Consider the following 15,938-nt stretch of genomic DNA (forward strand, 5'->3'; position numbering starts at 1 on the left):
AGGTAAGGGTCATTTAGACGAAAGACAGGTGATAAGACTGTGAAAAAAATTCTTTTCATCAGAGCGATGGTTATACTGGTTGTGGTTGGGGCTTCATGGGGAGTTATTGCAAACACAACTTATGCAGCAACCCTGTCCATGAAAAATGCACCCTTAAAAGAGGGGAATGGTAGAGAAAAACTTGAAGCTAAGAAAGAGGTAGAGGCTGAAACACATGCGGTAGAGGTATTGAAAAAGCTAAAGCCTGGTCAACGGCTTCCTTCTATGATTTTAAAGGGGTTAAACGGCAAGACCTACGATGTAGGGGCCCCGCGCAATAAGGCTTTGGTTATTAGCTTTTGGGCTTCATGGTGCGATCCGTGCCGATTAGAAGCGCCTATGCTGAATGAGTTGTATAGTAAGTACAAAGATGATGTAGATGTGTATGGTATCAATGTAACTCGTTATGATCGACTGGAGGATGTACAGAAGTTTTCCCGCTCTTTGGATCTCCAGTTTCCCATTTTACTTGATGAGCAAGGAGCATTGTTTGAACGAGTTGGAGGGGTGGCTTTTCCAACTCATGTAATGGTTGATCCTCATGGACAGGTCAGCGAAATCATCATCGGCATGCTCAGTGAGCAGGAGTTGGAACGCAAAATAGAAACTCTTCAAAAAAAGAAGGTGTCTTTGGGAGCCGAGTAGACCGCCAAAGGCACCTTATAAGCTCATGCGAGCAACTGATTAATGATTAACTAATCCATGATGAGTAAGCTCTGACTGATCGTTTGTTGGAGTTGGTGCTTCCAACAATGCGTAACGGAAGCTGTCCAAGAGAGCTTCCCAGCTGGCTTCAATTACATTTTCGGATACGCCTACGTTACTCCAGACGTCCTCGTAATTTTTAGACTCAATGAGCACACGTACCTTGGCGGCGGTGGCATCCTTTTCGTCAAGCACACGTACCTTGTAGTCGGCCAAATGCATGTCCCGCAAAGCAGGGAAATATTGAGAAAGAGCCTTGCGGAGTGCGTTATCGAGCGCGTTGACAGGACCGTTGCCTTCAGCTGCAGTATAGACACTCGTCCCTGCGACATTCAGTTTCAAGAATGCCTCGGATACGACCGGGCGGCCGGCTGTTTTCTCTACCAGCACTTTGAAGGATTCAAAAGAGAACATTTCCTTCACTTCACCACCTGCTTCACGAATGAGCAGTTCCAGCGAAGCGTCCGCGCCTTCAAACTGGTATCCCTGATGCTCCAGTTCCTTGATGCGGCTAATTACGCCACGTGCCTCATCACTGGATGGGTCAAGGGTGATGCCCAGCTCTTGCGCTTTGGATACCACGTTGCTTTGCCCGGCCAGTTCGGAGACCAAGACCCGCTGCTTGTTCCCCACAAGTTCAGGAGCGATGTGCTCATAAGTTCGCGAGTCGCGCAGAATGGCTGACACATGAATGCCCCCCTTATGGGCAAAAGCTGCATTGCCAACATAAGGCTGGTTCACAGGCATATTGACGTTGGCGACTTCACTCACAAAGCGGGCTGTATTGTGGAGTTGACTTAACTTCTCGGTATCTAGACAGTCGTAACCCAGCTTGAGCTGCAAATTAGGAATGACGGAGCACAGGTTAGCGTTACCACACCGTTCACCGTACCCGTTAATAGTACCCTGAACCTGCCTTGCGCCTGCTTGTACAGCACTTAGAGAGTTCGCTACTGCCAACTCGCAGTCATTGTGTGTATGAATACCCAACTGTGACCTCGTTATCTGGCTTTGCAGCATAGTGACAATTTCCTGAATCTCATGCGGCAGGGTACCGCCGTTTGTATCGCACATCACGAGCCAATCCGCGCCTGCTTCTTCAGCTTTTTTCATAACGGCCATTGCATACTCGGGATTGTTTTTATATCCGTCAAAAAAATGCTCGGCATCAAAAATAACCTCCATGCCCCCTTGCTTTAAAAAGGCGATGGAGTCGTAAATCATAGACAGATTTTCCTCCAGTGTCGTCTGTAAGGCAGTGTGTACATGAAAATCCCATGATTTACCCACAAGTGTAGCAGCCTGAGCGCCGGATTCCAGAATTCGTTGCAGATTGACATCCTGTGCTGCGATGCTATCTTTGCGGCGCGTGCTGCCGAAGGCGACAATCTTTGCCCGAAGGCCCAGTTCTTGTACCCGTTTGAAAAATTCGATATCCTTGCTGTTGCTTCCGGGAATCCCGCCTTCAATATAATGAACACCGAGATCATCGAGTTTTTTGGCGATTTTCAATTTGTCATCAGCAGACAAGCTAATTCCTTCTCCTTGAGTGCCGTCTCGCAGCGTTGTGTCAAAGATAGAAATAGCGGTGGACATGAGGGACTCCTCCTTTGCGGATTGCTCAGATTGGTGATATTCTGCTTTTTTAAGCACATTAATTTAGTTGTTTAACGCTTAAAAACAGGAAAGCGTTAGTTTGTCGTGTTCGTATGTTAGTCGATTATATCAACTTATGACTTCAATTGTAATATATAATTATCATTTTTAGCCGCAAAACCTCTATTTTTTATGTAAAATAGAAATAGTACTTAAGGGTATCTCAAGTATAAAATCAAAACACATATTCCCGCGATGACGGGTGAATTTACAGATAAAAGAAGGGTTGAGCATGAAAGATGTCAGTGCTTATTATCCGGTTGGCGGGCGAGTTATTCTGCATGTGGATATGAACGCATTTTATTGTTCCGTTCATGCCGCGGAGGAGCCAGAGAAATATAAGGGACTGCCTACCGCGGTGGCAGGCAGTAGTGAGCTGCGCAAAGGTGTAATTGTAACCTGCTCTTATGAAGCCCGACGATTGGGCATTTCAACAGGAATGGTCGTTCAGCAGGCTCGCCGGATCTGTCCACAGCTCATCGTAATACAGCCTGATTTTCACTTGTATCGTCGTTATTCCAAAGCATTTATGAGCATTGCATATTCGTATACGCCTATGCTGGAAGCAACTTCAATTGATGAGTGTTATCTGGATATTTCTGGATCCAAACAGTTTGGAACACCTATGGAAATTGCTGAGGAAATCCAGCGCAGAGTAGAAGACGAACTGGGTCTGCCCTGTTCAATTGGAGTTGCTCCCAACAAGTTGCTGGCCAAAATGGCCTCTGATCTGAAAAAACCACGTGGGATCTCTGTTCTACGTTTGCGTGATGTACCCAACATTTTGTGGAACCTACCTTGTGGTCAATTGTTTGGTGTGGGCCGCAAAACGGCAGATAAGCTTCTACAAATGAACATTCGCACCATTGGGCAACTGGCTAAGGCTGATGAACATATGCTGGTTGGCGTATTTGGTGTGACGGGTTCGTGGTTAAAATTGGCTGCTAACGGGATTAATCATTCTCCAGTCAGCACTGAGCGGGAGCCAAACAAGTCTATCGGTCACACGACCACCCTACCTATGGATGTGGTCAAGCTGGAAGAAGCCCAACGGGTACTTCTTAACATTAGTGATCAGGTAGCCCGGCGGCTTCGACGACACGGTATGCTGGCAGGAGGTATACAATTGACGATTCGGACGCCGGATATGAAGACCTTTACGCGTTCTCAAGTCAGGAGCACTCCTACGGAAAGTGCAGAGGACATATATAAGGAAGCTTGTGCGTTATATCGTCGCCATTGGGGAGAAGATAAGCCTGTGCGCTTGCTGGGGATTACGCTACAGCAGCTTATTCCAAAGGAGGAAGCGGCCGTTCAAATGGATCTATTTGAATACCAGGATCAGCCCAAGAAAGAAAGCTTATTGAAGACGATGGATGCACTTCGCGACAAGTTTGGTGAAAATGCAATTTTGACCGCTGGGATGCTGGGAGATGATCCTTCGGTACTTCTTCGCAACTCCAAGTTGCGCGGAACTTCGCTGCAAAAAGACAATCTACCAACTCCGGAGTGAACTATTGGATAGATTTATGCAAGTCTCACAAGCTTACGTTATAAGCATTTTTTACACGAAGGATAAAGGAAAATAATTTGTAATAATATTGGGTTTGTATTAATATGTGAATAGAATGCAAAAGCTGGTTTGTTTGATTATATAGGAGGAAGAGAAAAGTTATGGCTAAATACACTTGGGTAGAAAAAGATACATGCATTGCTTGCGGAGCCTGTGGCGCTACAGCACCAGACATTTATGATTATGATGATGAAGGTTTGGCTGAAGTGATCTTTGAAGGGGATGCCAACCAAGGCATCAAGGCGATCTCAGAAGACCTGTTTGATGATATGCAGGATGCTTGTGACGGTTGCCCTACGGATTCCATTAAAGTAGCAGACGAGCCGTTCAATAAAGAAGGTTAAGCGTAGGCTTCTTTGATAGGCACAGCACCGACAGTTCCCTTCGCCGTATAACGGTGAAAGTAAGCTGTTGGTGCTGTTTTTTTAGGTTATAGAATGGTTCAGCGGAGGCTGAACCATTCTATAACCGCAAGAAAAACTTCTGCCAAGCGCGGTCTGGCTTCTGTGAAAGTACGTCGATAGACGTTTTTCTTATGTGCTGTCCATCAAGTCTATTTTTACCGATATACATAATAGGAAGTATGCAAGATTACACGATCAGGAGGATCCGATGAACCATTCGCCTCATCTTAAATCGTATGTGAAAAAACACCCTGATAATAAAATGGCCTGGTATTTACTCGGCAAAGAGTATGAGAGCAGCGGTCAGGAGGGCAAAGCAAATTATTGCTTTAATCGCGCAGGAGAAGTGTTCGAAGCCTTCGAGCATAAACAGATTCCGGCAGACGTATGGATGGAATATCAGGATAAACTGGTTCAGATGTCCAAGGAGAAGGAGCGAAGAACGGCTCGAACACGTCACCTGTTAACTGCGTTAATGGTACTACTGCTCATATGGGTTCCTTCAGCTAATTCACCGAGACCTTCAAATGTGAATACATTTGATCCATCCGGAACTGAGCAGGCAGCAATTGATAATATTGAAGTTACGAAAGTGGCCACTGCTGATCCGAAGGAGACGGCCCAGATCGGTGTGGTTGGTGGTGTGTTTACGGCTCAAGATCGAAAAGGGAGTGAAGCTGGAACGGGGCTTACTGATATGTTGGCTAAGACTAGCCGACTGCCATCCAGGACTACGGTGTTGGGCATGGAGCAAGGGGGCTCGTGGCTGCTCTGGAGAGAGGGCATGAAACCATTACTTAGTGTACAGAACAAAGGAAACGGCGGATTAGCTGTTCAGTCTTACGACGCAGCTGCGTGTGCTTGTAAGCCGTCAGACAGTGAAAATCTTCGCAAAGCAGGTCTAAAATGGGCTGCTGGACAGGAGGAATTAGCTGTGCTGAATAGCTCCATGCGTGCTTTTCGCTCACAGCATCAACGTCTTCCCCAGAGTCTTGATGAACTGACTCGAGACTTTCCCGCTAACACGATGTATGGTACGACAGACGGGATGAAGAAGGCTTTTACACCTATGCGTAATTTACTTGCTTCACCAGGAAAGGGAACAGGGAAGGCAGTAGATTTAGACGCTGACTCGTTGGCCGGAAGCAGTCCATTACTGGCATCGTCATTGCACGGAAGGCCTTTTCTGGGGCAACCGCTGCGAATTGTGGTGGACAAATCTAAGCATAGGCTCGCCCTGGTAAGTGGCAATGTACTTATTCGAAATTATCCTATCGGTTTGGGTGGAGAAAGAACACCAGAAGGGAAATTTGTGGTTACCGATAAAGTAGTAAATCCGAACGGAAAATCCAACGGTGAGTTTGGCAGCCGTGGAATGCAACTGTCTGCAACGAATTATGCCATTCATGGCACGAACGAGCCGGACAGCATTGGCAAAAATGAGTCTTTGGGTTGCGTCCGAATGGGTAAAGAGGATGTGGAGGAATTGTTTGCACTCGTACCTTCGGGTACGGAGGTAGTCATTGGTAACGGGGGATTGCCTGATCAAGTGCTTGTGCCTGGTTCTCGATTTACAAGTGAGCCGCAGCATGACCAGACGAATCCCCGCAAAACCTATCACTGGCTAAATTAAAATTTTGATGCTATTGCTACTTGGTGTTTAACGATTTCCTGCTTGTGCTAAAACAATGACCAGAATAATTACAATGATGAGGAGAACAAAGCTGACGGCGGTCCATACAATCGCTTTCTTGTTCACCTCATCCTTTTTCTTTTGCAGACTGGGCGGCTTGCGCTTGGTCTTCATATCAGCAATCCCTCTTTTCTAACGAGCTAAGGTCTTGTCTTACTATGTCCATTGTAAATGGTTTGATTATACATTTTCAATGACATCTCCATGACAACTGAATTGTTCTGATGTTGCACCTCGCAAATTACTTTCTTTTTGGTATGGAAAAAGCTAAACTATTTTGTAGAGATGTTTTTTAGGATTGTGCAAGGGCATAGAACGGAGTGGATGAATCGTGTTGTATCGAAGGATTGCGAAACCTGTTTTTTTTAAAATGAGTCCAGAGACGGCCCATCATGTAGTCATTGACGGTTTAAAACATGCGGGCTCACTTCCTGGTGGAGCAGCGACACTGCGAGGAATGTACGGAGTCAAGGAGACGGAGGATCTTGCCGTTGATCTGTTTGGCATTCATTTTCCCAACCCGATTGGACTGGCTGCAGGACTGGATAAAAATGCAGAAGCGGTTACTGGTTTTTCTTCCATCGGGTTTGGATTTATGGAAGTGGGAACGGTGACACCTGTGGGACAGCCCGGTAACGATCGGCCACGTTTGTTCCGACTGCCTCCCGATGAGGCATTAGTCAATCGGATGGGCTTTAACAATCTGGGTGCTGAGAGCATGGCCAAGCGTCTGGCTGCACTCAAACATCGACCTGTTCCGGTCGCAGTTAATATCGGCAAAAATAAAATCACGCCCAATGAGGATGCTCATAAGGACTATGAAAAGTGTATTTCCGCACTGTATCCGTATGCGGACTTCTTTGTAGTGAATATTAGCTCGCCGAATACGCCGGATTTACGAAAGCTCCAGCATGGTGATGAACTGAAGTCGTTATTGGAAGCGGTTCGGGCAGAGATGGGAGTCCAGGCGAAAAAGTATGGCAATGCCAAGTCTGTACTGGTTAAAATTGCGCCAGATGTATCGGATGAGGAATTGGAATATATGACAGATGCGATTGCTGCCAGTGGAGTAGACGGCATTATTGCGACCAATACAACGATATCCAGAGCTGGTTTAACGCACCGAAATGCGAGTGAAACAGGAGGGCTGAGTGGTAAGCCGCTGCGTGACCGTTCCACAGAGGTCATCGGACGGGTGTATCGCCAGACGGAAGGTAAGCTTCCTATTATCGGATCAGGCGGTATATTCACGAGCCGTGATGCCTATGACAAAATTAAAGCAGGCGCAAGTCTGATTGAAATTTATACAGCATTGATCTACGAAGGGCCGGAAGTAAATAGAGCTATACATGCTGGCCTGCGTGAGCTGCTTCGAAAGGACGGCTTTAGACACATTACCGAGGCTGTTGGTGCAGATCACAGATAAAAAAGTGTTGTCGGAAGAGACAGGAGGTACGGGGATGGACGGAAGAGACTGGGGAACATTTTTACTGCCATACGATCAGGCGGTGGAAGAGCTTAAGGTCAAGTTCAAAACAATGCGTGCGGAGCTGAAAAAGCGCGAGGAATACGCTCCTATCGAATTCGTAACCGGACGGGTTAAAAAAATATCAAGCATCCTCGATAAGGCGAAGAGATTACAGGTTCCTTCTGATCAGCTGGAGACGGGAATCGAGGATATTGCAGGTATTCGCATTATGTGTCAATTTGTAGAGGATATTCGGCGGGTGGCCGAATATATCAGAAGACGTAAGGATTTGACCGTACTGTATGAAAAGGACTATATCACCAATTATAAAGACAGTGGCTATCGCAGCTTTCATATGATTGTGGAGTATCCGGTTCAGACAGCAGTCGGGCTGAAAATCGTGCTGGCAGAAATTCAAATTCGTACTTTGGCTATGAATTTTTGGGCAACCATAGAGCATTCTCTTAGCTATAAGTATCGTGAAAGCTTGCCTGATAATATGCGTACACGGTTGAAAAAGGCAGCTGAGGCAGCCTTTGTATTGGATAATGAGATGTCTTCCATGCGTCTTGAAATATTGGAAGCGCAGAAAAAATTCGAGGATGAAGCCAATATCGTTTCCAAAGTGCTAACAGGCATGCATCGGCTGTATTTCTACCATAAGATCAGTGAAACGATTGATGCGCAGCGCAGATTCAATGAACTGTGGGAACGGCACGACATGGAAGGAATCAAGCTGCTTCACGATGAGGTCAAGGAGATGCTAGAAGCCTCTACCAAGGAAGAAGACAGGGATGAGTATTAAATGGCACACCTTTCCTACGAACCGCTATACGTGACTTATTTGGTATACTTCAATCGTGATCGGGATTACTTTGAATGTCATGAGGTACTGGAAGAGCTGTGGCTTAAGCTGGACCGTGACCCTGTATATAAAGGTTTGCTGCAAGTTGCTGTAGGGCTGTATCATTTTCGGAATGGTAACTATCGTGGTGGACATATGATGCTGGATAGTGCGGTCCACCGGTTGGAGCATGCTCCTTCGCAGGCGCTGGGCATTAATATGGTGAAGCTGGTGGAAGAGGCGCGCATTTGCGCTCGTCAGCTTGCTGAAGCTGTTATGACCGGCACGGAAGAGCTTCAGCAAGAACCGCCGGTTTATCGGGATATGACGATTGAAATCGTCGAGCCCGGGTTGCGCCGGGCCGTGGAGAAGGCATCGTCGTCTATTCCGGTCAACATTCCGCAGCAAAGAGGTCCTCGGCGTGGGGAAAAGCATGAGCAGCGTCAGCAGGCGCTGGAAGCTTCTATTAGGCGAAGACAGGCCGCTGGCGGCTCAGGTTCTGTCTCAGCGGAAACGAAGGATGCACCTTGAGTTTGAAGCGCATGATAAGCAAGCAGCCCGATCCGTTTCATGAGGATCGGGCTGCTTTATCGTTTTCAGGTCTGTGAAGGTTTGCTTAGGAGGTTACGTTCTTTTTATATTTCTCAAAGAAGGCTTTGAAATCGTCGAGTGTGTATCCATTGTCCGAAGGATTTTCCTTCAACCCGCCTACCATACGTTCCTTTTCCACGCCTTTTTCGTAATAAATGAGCGTAGGGGTATACTCAATCTTATACTTGTCCCAGCCATCCTCATACTCACGCAGGTTAAATTCGTGCATCGTGATGTTCTCCTGCTTGCTCAAAGGCAAGAGCTTGGGAGTAGTGGCGCGGCAATGCACACAGTCGGAGGCGAAATGATAGACGAAAAAGTTTTCCTTTTTGTCAATTTTGCTCTGTAAATCTTCCGGCTTAATAATTTGCTGATAGTTCGGGTCATTCAGCAGCTCTTGAGTAGCAGGATTTAACGAGGCTGTGGAAACGCCATACAGCTTGTTTTTAGTGCCTGAATTTAAAGCGAGCAGCACACCAATCAAAATGACCAGCACAACAAAAAAGCCGATGACGGGTATAAGCTTTTTTTTGTTGGAATTTTGTGCGTTCAATGCAATCTCTCCTATCAAAATTCAAAATATGCAGCTATGAATCTTATTATTATACAACATTACATCTTGTAGTGAAAGTTTGTAAATCACACGGATATTGCGGGATAACAGGTTGAATATGGTACAATAAAATTTATTTTAAAAGGACAGGATGATTACGATTATGGGTGTACAGCTCCCCACAGCATTTGTAAAGCGCATGGAGCAATTGCTCGGCGAAGAATTTGAAGCATTTATGACTGCCTATGACCACACGCCCCATGCCGGGATTCGCGTCAATACATTAAAAATTCCGGTAGAGGACTTTAAGAAACGTTCTCCGTTCGAACTGCGGCCGATTCCGTGGTGTGCCACGGGTTTTTATATTCCGCACGGTACAAAGCCGGGATTACACCCTTACTACCATGCGGGGCTGTACTATGTACAGGAACCGAGTGCAATGTCTCCGGTTGAGCTGCTCAATGTAGCTCAGGACGAAGCTGTATTGGACTTATGTGCTGCACCGGGCGGGAAATCAACCCAAATAGCTGCCAAATTACAAGGAAGCGGCGTATTGGTGACAAATGATATTAGCGCGGACCGAACCAAAGCGTTGGCTAAAAATGTGGAATTGTACGGTGTGCGTAATGCCGTGGTACTGAATGAAAGCCCGGATCGAATCGCCGATGCCTTTCCACATTTTTTTGACAAGATACTAATTGATGCACCTTGCTCGGGAGAAGGTATGTTCCGCAAGGATAAGGACATGGCAAAACAATGGGAAACGCATTCGGTAGATAAATGTATAGTCATGCAACGGGACATTTTGCGTGTAGCGGCCTCAATGCTGAGCGCAGGAGGGAGAATTGTCTATTCGACCTGCACCTTTGCGCCAGAAGAAAATGAAGGAATGATCGCAGAATTTCTGGAGGCTCACCCCGATTTTGACGTAGTCCCTGTTTCGTCAGAAGCAGGCTTTGCACCAGGCCACCCGGAATGGATGAGTGAAGAGGTCGCGTCAGCATACCCCGAGCTGCGGGGAACAGCACGCCTTTGGCCGCATCTCGTAGAGGGAGAAGGCCATTATATCGCTGTATTGCAGCATCAGGGGGGGCATGCCGCTGCGATAGAAGATCACACTGAATCGGAGGATTTGACTCCATTTGAGGACAAGGATGATAGGGCATTGAATATAGATGCAGCGTATCCACGGAAGAAGCCGTTTTTATCCGTCAGGGAAGCGCAGACACCAAGCCGTCAAGGAAGACATGGAACTGGTGAGCCTAAACGAAGTGGAAAAGGAATGGACGGGAAGTCCGGTAAAGGAAGGTCCGCGCGCGGCTTGGGTGGCATTAAGTCCCGATCTGGCAAAGAAAATGTAAAATCCGCTGTACGCTCCCCACAGGATGTGCTGGAATCCTATCACCAATTTGTGAAGGAGCAACTGGAAGTGTCTTTTACAGGCTATACGGTGGTTTATGGAGATCGCATTTATCAGTCGCCACTGGCATCACATCGTTTGGACGGCCTTAAGGTGGTGCGACCAGGCTGGTTTATGGGTACTGACAAGAATGGTCGCTTTGTGCCTTCACACCCGCTGGCGGTGGCATTACGCTCTTCAGAGGCGGTTAGAAGCATCAATCTCTCCAGTTCAGATGCTGAGGCCATCCGGTATTTAAAAGGGGAGACCTTGTCCATCCCCGTTGAGAGAATGGCACTGCGGAACGAAGTCCAGCCCAAAGGCCATACTCTCGTGTGCATTGATGGTTATTCGGCTGGGTGGGGCAAATGGCAGGATGGCATGCTCAAAAATGAATACCCTACAGGCTGGAGGTGGACATCGGTATGAGTGGAAAAGGGAGACAAACGCAACGTTTGGATAAAGTTTTAACCCATATGGGATATGGCACCCGTAGTGATATCAAGCGACAGGTGAAGCAAGGGATAATCACGGTAAACGGGAAGACCACCAAGGATAGCGGCTTACAGGTTCATCCATACCAGGATCAGATTGAAGTGAACGGGGAACGTGTTGTTTTTCGGGAGTATATTTATATCATGCTGCACAAGCCACCAGGTGTCATCTCTGCAACTGAAGATACAAGGGAGCGGACGGTACTGGATTTGTTGAGTGCGGAGGAACGACATTTTGAGCCTTTTCCAGTAGGACGTTTAGATAAAGATACAGAAGGATTATTGCTATTGACCAACGACGGTAAACTAGCGCATGAGCTACTTTCTCCACGGCGGCATGTTCCTAAAACGTATGAAGCTACCGTGTCGGGTCATGTCACGGAGGAGGATATTCTTCAATTTACAGCAGGAGTGGAACTGGATGATGGGTATGTTACCCTTCCCGCACAGTTGACTATTCTTCGCCACGAACATCCGTACCAGGCAGATGGAGAAGTCATTTCCTATATTTCGCTTGTCATCCATGAGGGTAAATTTCATCAAGTGAAGCGTATGTTCGAGGCGGTTGGTAAAAAGGTGACCTATTTGAAAAGAACGGCCATGGGACCATTGAAGCTGGATGAACAGCTTCCACTGGGCAGCTATCGAGAGCTGACTAGTGAAGAGCTGACATGGATCGGCCGGGATATAGCATCTGCAACGTCAGAAGTTTGATGAGCAGATTAAATATAAATGACGCACAGGCTCTTATGAGATTCCTGTGCGTCATTTTGTGGTATAGACAACCAGACAGAGAATTATTCAAACTCAACTTTTAACAACGAATCGCAGTTTACAATTTATTGTGCGCGTGCTGCCCGACTTTTTTTCACTTCGGCTGCTTTATAAGCTGTAACCTTGTTTTTACCTGTCGTTTTGGATATGTACATCGCTTGATCGGCCTGTTTGACCAGTTCATCCGGGTTCATTTCCTTCTTCACTGTACTGTGTCCGACACTGATTGTGACAATGCTTTCCTCCGCGACCCGCTCGCGGATACGTTCTGCGACATGTCCAACCTTGGCACGTCGATCCACAACCATTGCGACCAGTTCCTCGCCACCGTATCGTCCGGTCAGTCCGATTTCATCCAGTTCATCCTCCATAATCTGTGCCACCTGTTTGAGTACTTCATCCGCACGAGCATGGCCCTGCGTATCATTCAACTTTTTGAAATTGTCAATATCGCAAAAAATGACCGACACGCGGATTCCTTGATCCATATATCGCCGTAGTCGTCCTGAAAAATATTTACGGTTATATAGCCCGGTCAGACCATCGGTGATGGAAGAACGGTAAATCCTTTGGAGCAGCTCCACAATCCGTTCAAACAGGATGAGGAATAACGTAGTGTAGTACAGCAATGGTAAAAATGACATATATAGGACTGTGTTTGACCTGCCAGCTTCTTCAGGGATGTCATTTCCCAGCCACAAATAGCCGAGCCAGAGCAAATACATGAATAAGCCCGCTACATACTTCTTTGGCTGTCCGATTCGTGGGGTGATAAACACAAGGCTTAGTATAAGTACCAGTACTCGATAAAATAGAGTGAACCCAACCAGTTTCGCTGCGCTGATCCAAGCGGGCAACAAACCTGCTGTCCAGGCAGTAACCGGCAATATCAATAACGCACCCAGCAGTAGCAAGGTCCATGTCTGCACACGTTTTAGCTTCCGGTATAGTTGAAATACGGCGGCATTGATGAGTACGAAGGCAGACGCCTCCAGTACATTTTTCCACACGATTCCTTGGAGTTGCATCTTGCCTCCGCCTGCTGAATAGAGATTCATGGCTTCATATGTCATAATAATAATAGCGGCAACTGAAAAAAGGATATAGGCTTTTTTTCGTTGTCTGCTATATATGATCACGCACATCAGTGCCATCATGAGTATAATATACAAACCGCAGGCTGCACTTACGGCCTCGGCCAGAGATGGGAAACCCAAGGTTCCCGATAAGGACAACAACGTCAACATCACCGACTCCATTTGCAAAAATAGTCAATCTATTGAACGGATGATATCGTTCCGATACAATAGACAGGATTTATCCCATTTAAAATGTTATAATTTTCTTTTGTGACTAACATTTATTCTCAATATATCATCTTTCAGAAAATCCGGAAACCTATACATACATCTGTGATCCGGGCAGTTTAATGCTTGAAAGGGGAAGCACGTCATGAAATTGCTACAGGCTCTCTTTTTCCCACCCGAGCAACCGGGAGGTGTTTCATCCATGATTCCATATCTGCAAGAGCGATTTACATCCCCCCGTTGGGAAATGGAGCTATTTTCAATCCCTAAACGGATTCGTAACAAGGGTAGGGACGAAGTAATTTTTGATACCTTTGACTGGACGAGATATGAACAATATCCAATCGTTCAAAAATATATTCAGACGTACCGTGACTATTTGTGGTGGACCCGGCTTCGTATTCAGAAGCCCTATGACCTCATTCATGCTCATCACCCCATTGCCGGGATTGCTATGAAAACTGTTTTTCCTGACATCCCGCTTGTACAGACGATTCACTCTTCCTATGAGAAGGAGTTAATCCTAAACGGGAAAATAGAGGAGAACGGGCCTGAACACCAATTCTTGGTGTCATTGTATGGGGAAATGGAGCAGAAGGCGGATCGCCTGATAGCGGTATCTCATTCTTTTCAGCATTATTTAACTCCTTACGTTCAGAATCCGCAAGACATTGCAGTCATTCCGAATGGATATGATGAGAAACGCTTCAAGCCCATTCCACACGAAAATGAAGTGACACAGCTCATAACCGTTTGCCGCCTTGTTCCGGCGAAAGGACTGGATATTTTATTGCGGGCCTGTGCTGAACTTAAAAAAAGAAATATGGAATTTGTGCTTCATATTATTGGAGATGGCCCGGTTCGCCCTGAGCTGGAAGAGATGGCGCGAGAGCTCGATATATACCATGAGACGATTTTTTATGGATATACCCTTCATCCAGAAGAGTTTATGCCTTTCTTTGATGTATTTGTTTTGCCTTCTCGAGCGGAGGCCTTTGGTTCGGTATTTGCGGAAGCAGCGTTGAGTTGTCTGGCATTGGTAGGTACAGAAGTGGGAGGAATACCGGAGCAGATTGAGGATGGGGTCAATGGTCTGCTCGTGCCACCCGACCATCCGAAGGCACTAGCAGACGCATTAGAAAAGGTCATCGCTGATCCTGCCTATCGTTATGAGTTGGCTAGATCTGCCTGCGATAAGGCTAAATCAAGCTATTCTTTGAGTCGAGCGGTTAACGAGTTGAAGAAAATGTATTTGAAATTTCCACACTAACCATGACGAGTATCACCTGGTTTGGGATCAGAATGCCGAAGGCTGGAGTGAGGACGTGAGGAACGGAAAGGTCTCCCGCGTCCTGCCATGATCAGTTTACTAACCCACATCAGACTGAGCATCCCGAAAATAGGATAAAGAACAGATAACAGTGAGCTAAAGCCGAACTGACTGATTAAAAAACAGGTGAGCATAATGAATAGTGTGATGAGCTTGGGCGAAATTTGGACATGTTGACGAATTTGCAGACTGACTCCGTAAATGTCGGCCACAAAGGTACTGAAGATTTCCATGAAAATGAGTAGAATGTATATGATTTCGACGAAGGCACCCAGACGATAAGCAATGCTTCCCATAGGGATTTCAAATTGCTGAATACCCGGCATATGTGCTGACATGGCAAAGTGTGCAGCCATCAGCATAAACCCGACACCAACTCCGCCCAAAACTCCGCCCCAGCGGATGGTTCTTCGGGAAAAGGTTTGGCTGCCAAGTGGTACAAGCACGGCTTGGGCCATAGTTAGGTTGAAGGACGTGTACAGCAGTGGAGAGAGCAAGGTTCGAAATGTACTGTGATCTGTCGTATTCGTAATAAAACTCTGAGGATTGGGCATGGAGAGCGTGCTGTGAACGAGCAGAAGAGACATGATGATCATCAGAGGGACAACCACGGTGTTCATGTGTAAGATGGCTTTAATGCCTTTACTTAGCAGCAAATAAGTACCAATCAGTGTAATAAGCAGTCCGGTTTGGTAATGCAGGTGAAGGTGCTCTACAAAAACAGAGCCGGCTCCTGCCAACATGACGCTGTTTACGCCAATCAGCACGATGAGCGTGAACCAGCTAATCCATTTCCCGGCATTGGCGCCAAAAAGATGTTTGTTCAGGTCCTCGTAAGATTTGGCTGAAATATCATGAGCGATGAGCATCATTTTCGTACCCAACCATACAAATATGATTGTGGACAGCATAATAGTGAGAGTAGCCCAACGACCGTACTGCGTAAAAAATTGCAGAATTTCTTGTCCGGTAGCAAATCCGGCACCGACGATTGTGCCGATGTATGTAAAAGCAATCTGAAAAACATGAATATTACGTTTCATCCCCAGTCCCTCCTTGCCTGCTTGAATAACGCTGCAGCGAGCATATAATACAAACTATGTTCAAC

General features: G+C 46.5%; 15 protein-coding genes. 10 read left to right on the top strand and 5 right to left on the bottom strand.

Annotation, left to right across the window (positions count from 1 at the left end; translation table 11 throughout):
* Positions 1–39: 39 nt before the first annotated feature.
* Positions 40–684, top strand: a complete 645-nt coding sequence (locus tag MKY75_RS08635; protein WP_029516717.1) for a TlpA family protein disulfide reductase — start codon at positions 40–42, stop codon at positions 682–684.
* Between the two features lie 39 nt (positions 685–723).
* On the opposite strand, the gene cimA is transcribed toward MKY75_RS08635, so the two are convergent.
* A complete protein-coding gene (cimA, locus tag MKY75_RS08640) occupies positions 724–2,340 on the bottom strand; it encodes a citramalate synthase (protein ID WP_069011086.1) in 1,617 nt (538 codons plus the stop codon).
* 292 nt (positions 2,341–2,632) lie between these two features.
* Between cimA and MKY75_RS08645 the strand changes: the two genes are divergently transcribed.
* The 3 genes from MKY75_RS08645 to MKY75_RS08655 all read left to right on the top strand — a co-directional run bounded on the left by MKY75_RS08645 (position 2,633) and on the right by MKY75_RS08655 (position 6,010).
* A complete protein-coding gene (locus tag MKY75_RS08645; protein WP_165147788.1) occupies positions 2,633–3,913 on the top strand; it encodes a DNA polymerase IV in 1,281 nt (426 codons plus the stop codon).
* 161 nt (positions 3,914–4,074) lie between these two features.
* Positions 4,075–4,317 carry a ferredoxin gene (locus tag MKY75_RS08650; RefSeq protein ID WP_013309730.1) on the top strand — a complete coding sequence of 81 codons (243 nt, stop codon included), beginning with the start codon at positions 4,075–4,077 and terminating at the stop codon, positions 4,315–4,317.
* 268 nt (positions 4,318–4,585) lie between these two features.
* Positions 4,586–6,010: a L,D-transpeptidase gene (locus MKY75_RS08655; protein WP_340885014.1), complete on the top strand. Its 1,425-nt coding sequence runs from the start codon at positions 4,586–4,588 to the stop codon at positions 6,008–6,010.
* Between the two features lie 27 nt (positions 6,011–6,037).
* Here MKY75_RS08655 and MKY75_RS08660 read toward each other — a convergent pair whose 3' ends face one another.
* Positions 6,038–6,184 (bottom strand): hypothetical protein, encoded by a 147-nt coding sequence (locus MKY75_RS08660; protein WP_023988033.1) that lies wholly within the window; start codon positions 6,182–6,184, stop codon positions 6,038–6,040.
* A 217-nt stretch (positions 6,185–6,401) separates the two neighbouring features.
* Between MKY75_RS08660 and MKY75_RS08665 the strand changes: the two genes are divergently transcribed.
* Genes MKY75_RS08665 through MKY75_RS08675 form a run of 3 tightly spaced genes read left to right on the top strand, consistent with a single transcriptional unit; the run spans position 6,402 to position 8,913 of the window.
* On the top strand, positions 6,402–7,496 hold the full coding sequence (locus MKY75_RS08665; RefSeq protein WP_029516721.1) for a quinone-dependent dihydroorotate dehydrogenase: 1,095 nt from the start codon (positions 6,402–6,404) through the stop codon (positions 7,494–7,496).
* A 34-nt stretch (positions 7,497–7,530) separates the two neighbouring features.
* A complete protein-coding gene (locus tag MKY75_RS08670) occupies positions 7,531–8,343 on the top strand; it encodes a GTP pyrophosphokinase (protein ID WP_023988035.1) in 813 nt (270 codons plus the stop codon).
* Entirely contained in the window at positions 8,344–8,913 is a 570-nt protein-coding gene (locus MKY75_RS08675; protein WP_029516722.1) for a DUF309 domain-containing protein, read from the top strand. It begins immediately after the preceding gene.
* Between the two features lie 85 nt (positions 8,914–8,998).
* Here MKY75_RS08675 and MKY75_RS08680 read toward each other — a convergent pair whose 3' ends face one another.
* Positions 8,999–9,526, bottom strand: coding sequence for a thioredoxin family protein (locus tag MKY75_RS08680; RefSeq protein WP_029516723.1), 528 nt, complete (start codon positions 9,524–9,526; stop codon positions 8,999–9,001).
* Between the two features lie 163 nt (positions 9,527–9,689).
* Between MKY75_RS08680 and MKY75_RS08685 the strand changes: the two genes are divergently transcribed.
* Both MKY75_RS08685 and MKY75_RS08690 read left to right on the top strand, forming a co-directional pair.
* A complete protein-coding gene (locus MKY75_RS08685; protein ID WP_340887080.1) occupies positions 9,690–11,354 on the top strand; it encodes an RsmB/NOP family class I SAM-dependent RNA methyltransferase in 1,665 nt (554 codons plus the stop codon).
* The gene (locus tag MKY75_RS08690; protein WP_029516725.1) at positions 11,351–12,133 is read left to right on the top strand and encodes a pseudouridine synthase; all 783 of its coding nucleotides are present in this window, start codon (positions 11,351–11,353) and stop codon (positions 12,131–12,133) included. The genes MKY75_RS08685 and MKY75_RS08690 overlap by 4 nt, the downstream gene beginning before the upstream one ends.
* Positions 12,134–12,258: 125 nt before the next feature.
* Here MKY75_RS08690 and MKY75_RS08695 read toward each other — a convergent pair whose 3' ends face one another.
* Entirely contained in the window at positions 12,259–13,440 is a 1,182-nt protein-coding gene (locus MKY75_RS08695) for a GGDEF domain-containing protein (RefSeq protein WP_165147782.1), read from the bottom strand.
* Positions 13,441–13,645: 205 nt separating this feature from the next.
* Here MKY75_RS08695 and MKY75_RS08700 point away from each other — a divergent pair, with 205 nt between their 5' ends.
* Complete coding sequence (locus tag MKY75_RS08700; protein ID WP_029516727.1) at positions 13,646–14,770, top strand: glycosyltransferase family 4 protein; 1,125 nt, start codon at positions 13,646–13,648, stop codon at positions 14,768–14,770.
* Here MKY75_RS08700 and MKY75_RS08705 read toward each other — a convergent pair.
* Positions 14,767–15,873, bottom strand: coding sequence for a YkvI family membrane protein (locus tag MKY75_RS08705; protein ID WP_029516728.1), 1,107 nt, complete (start codon positions 15,871–15,873; stop codon positions 14,767–14,769). The two genes, MKY75_RS08700 and MKY75_RS08705, sit on opposite strands and share 4 nt — an antisense overlap.
* Positions 15,874–15,938 lie beyond the last annotated feature (65 nt).

Origin of the sequence: Paenibacillus sp. FSL L8-0663, from assembly GCF_038008125.1 — a bacterium.
In the GTDB taxonomy this organism is placed as follows: domain Bacteria; phylum Bacillota; class Bacilli; order Paenibacillales; family Paenibacillaceae; genus Paenibacillus; species Paenibacillus polymyxa_D.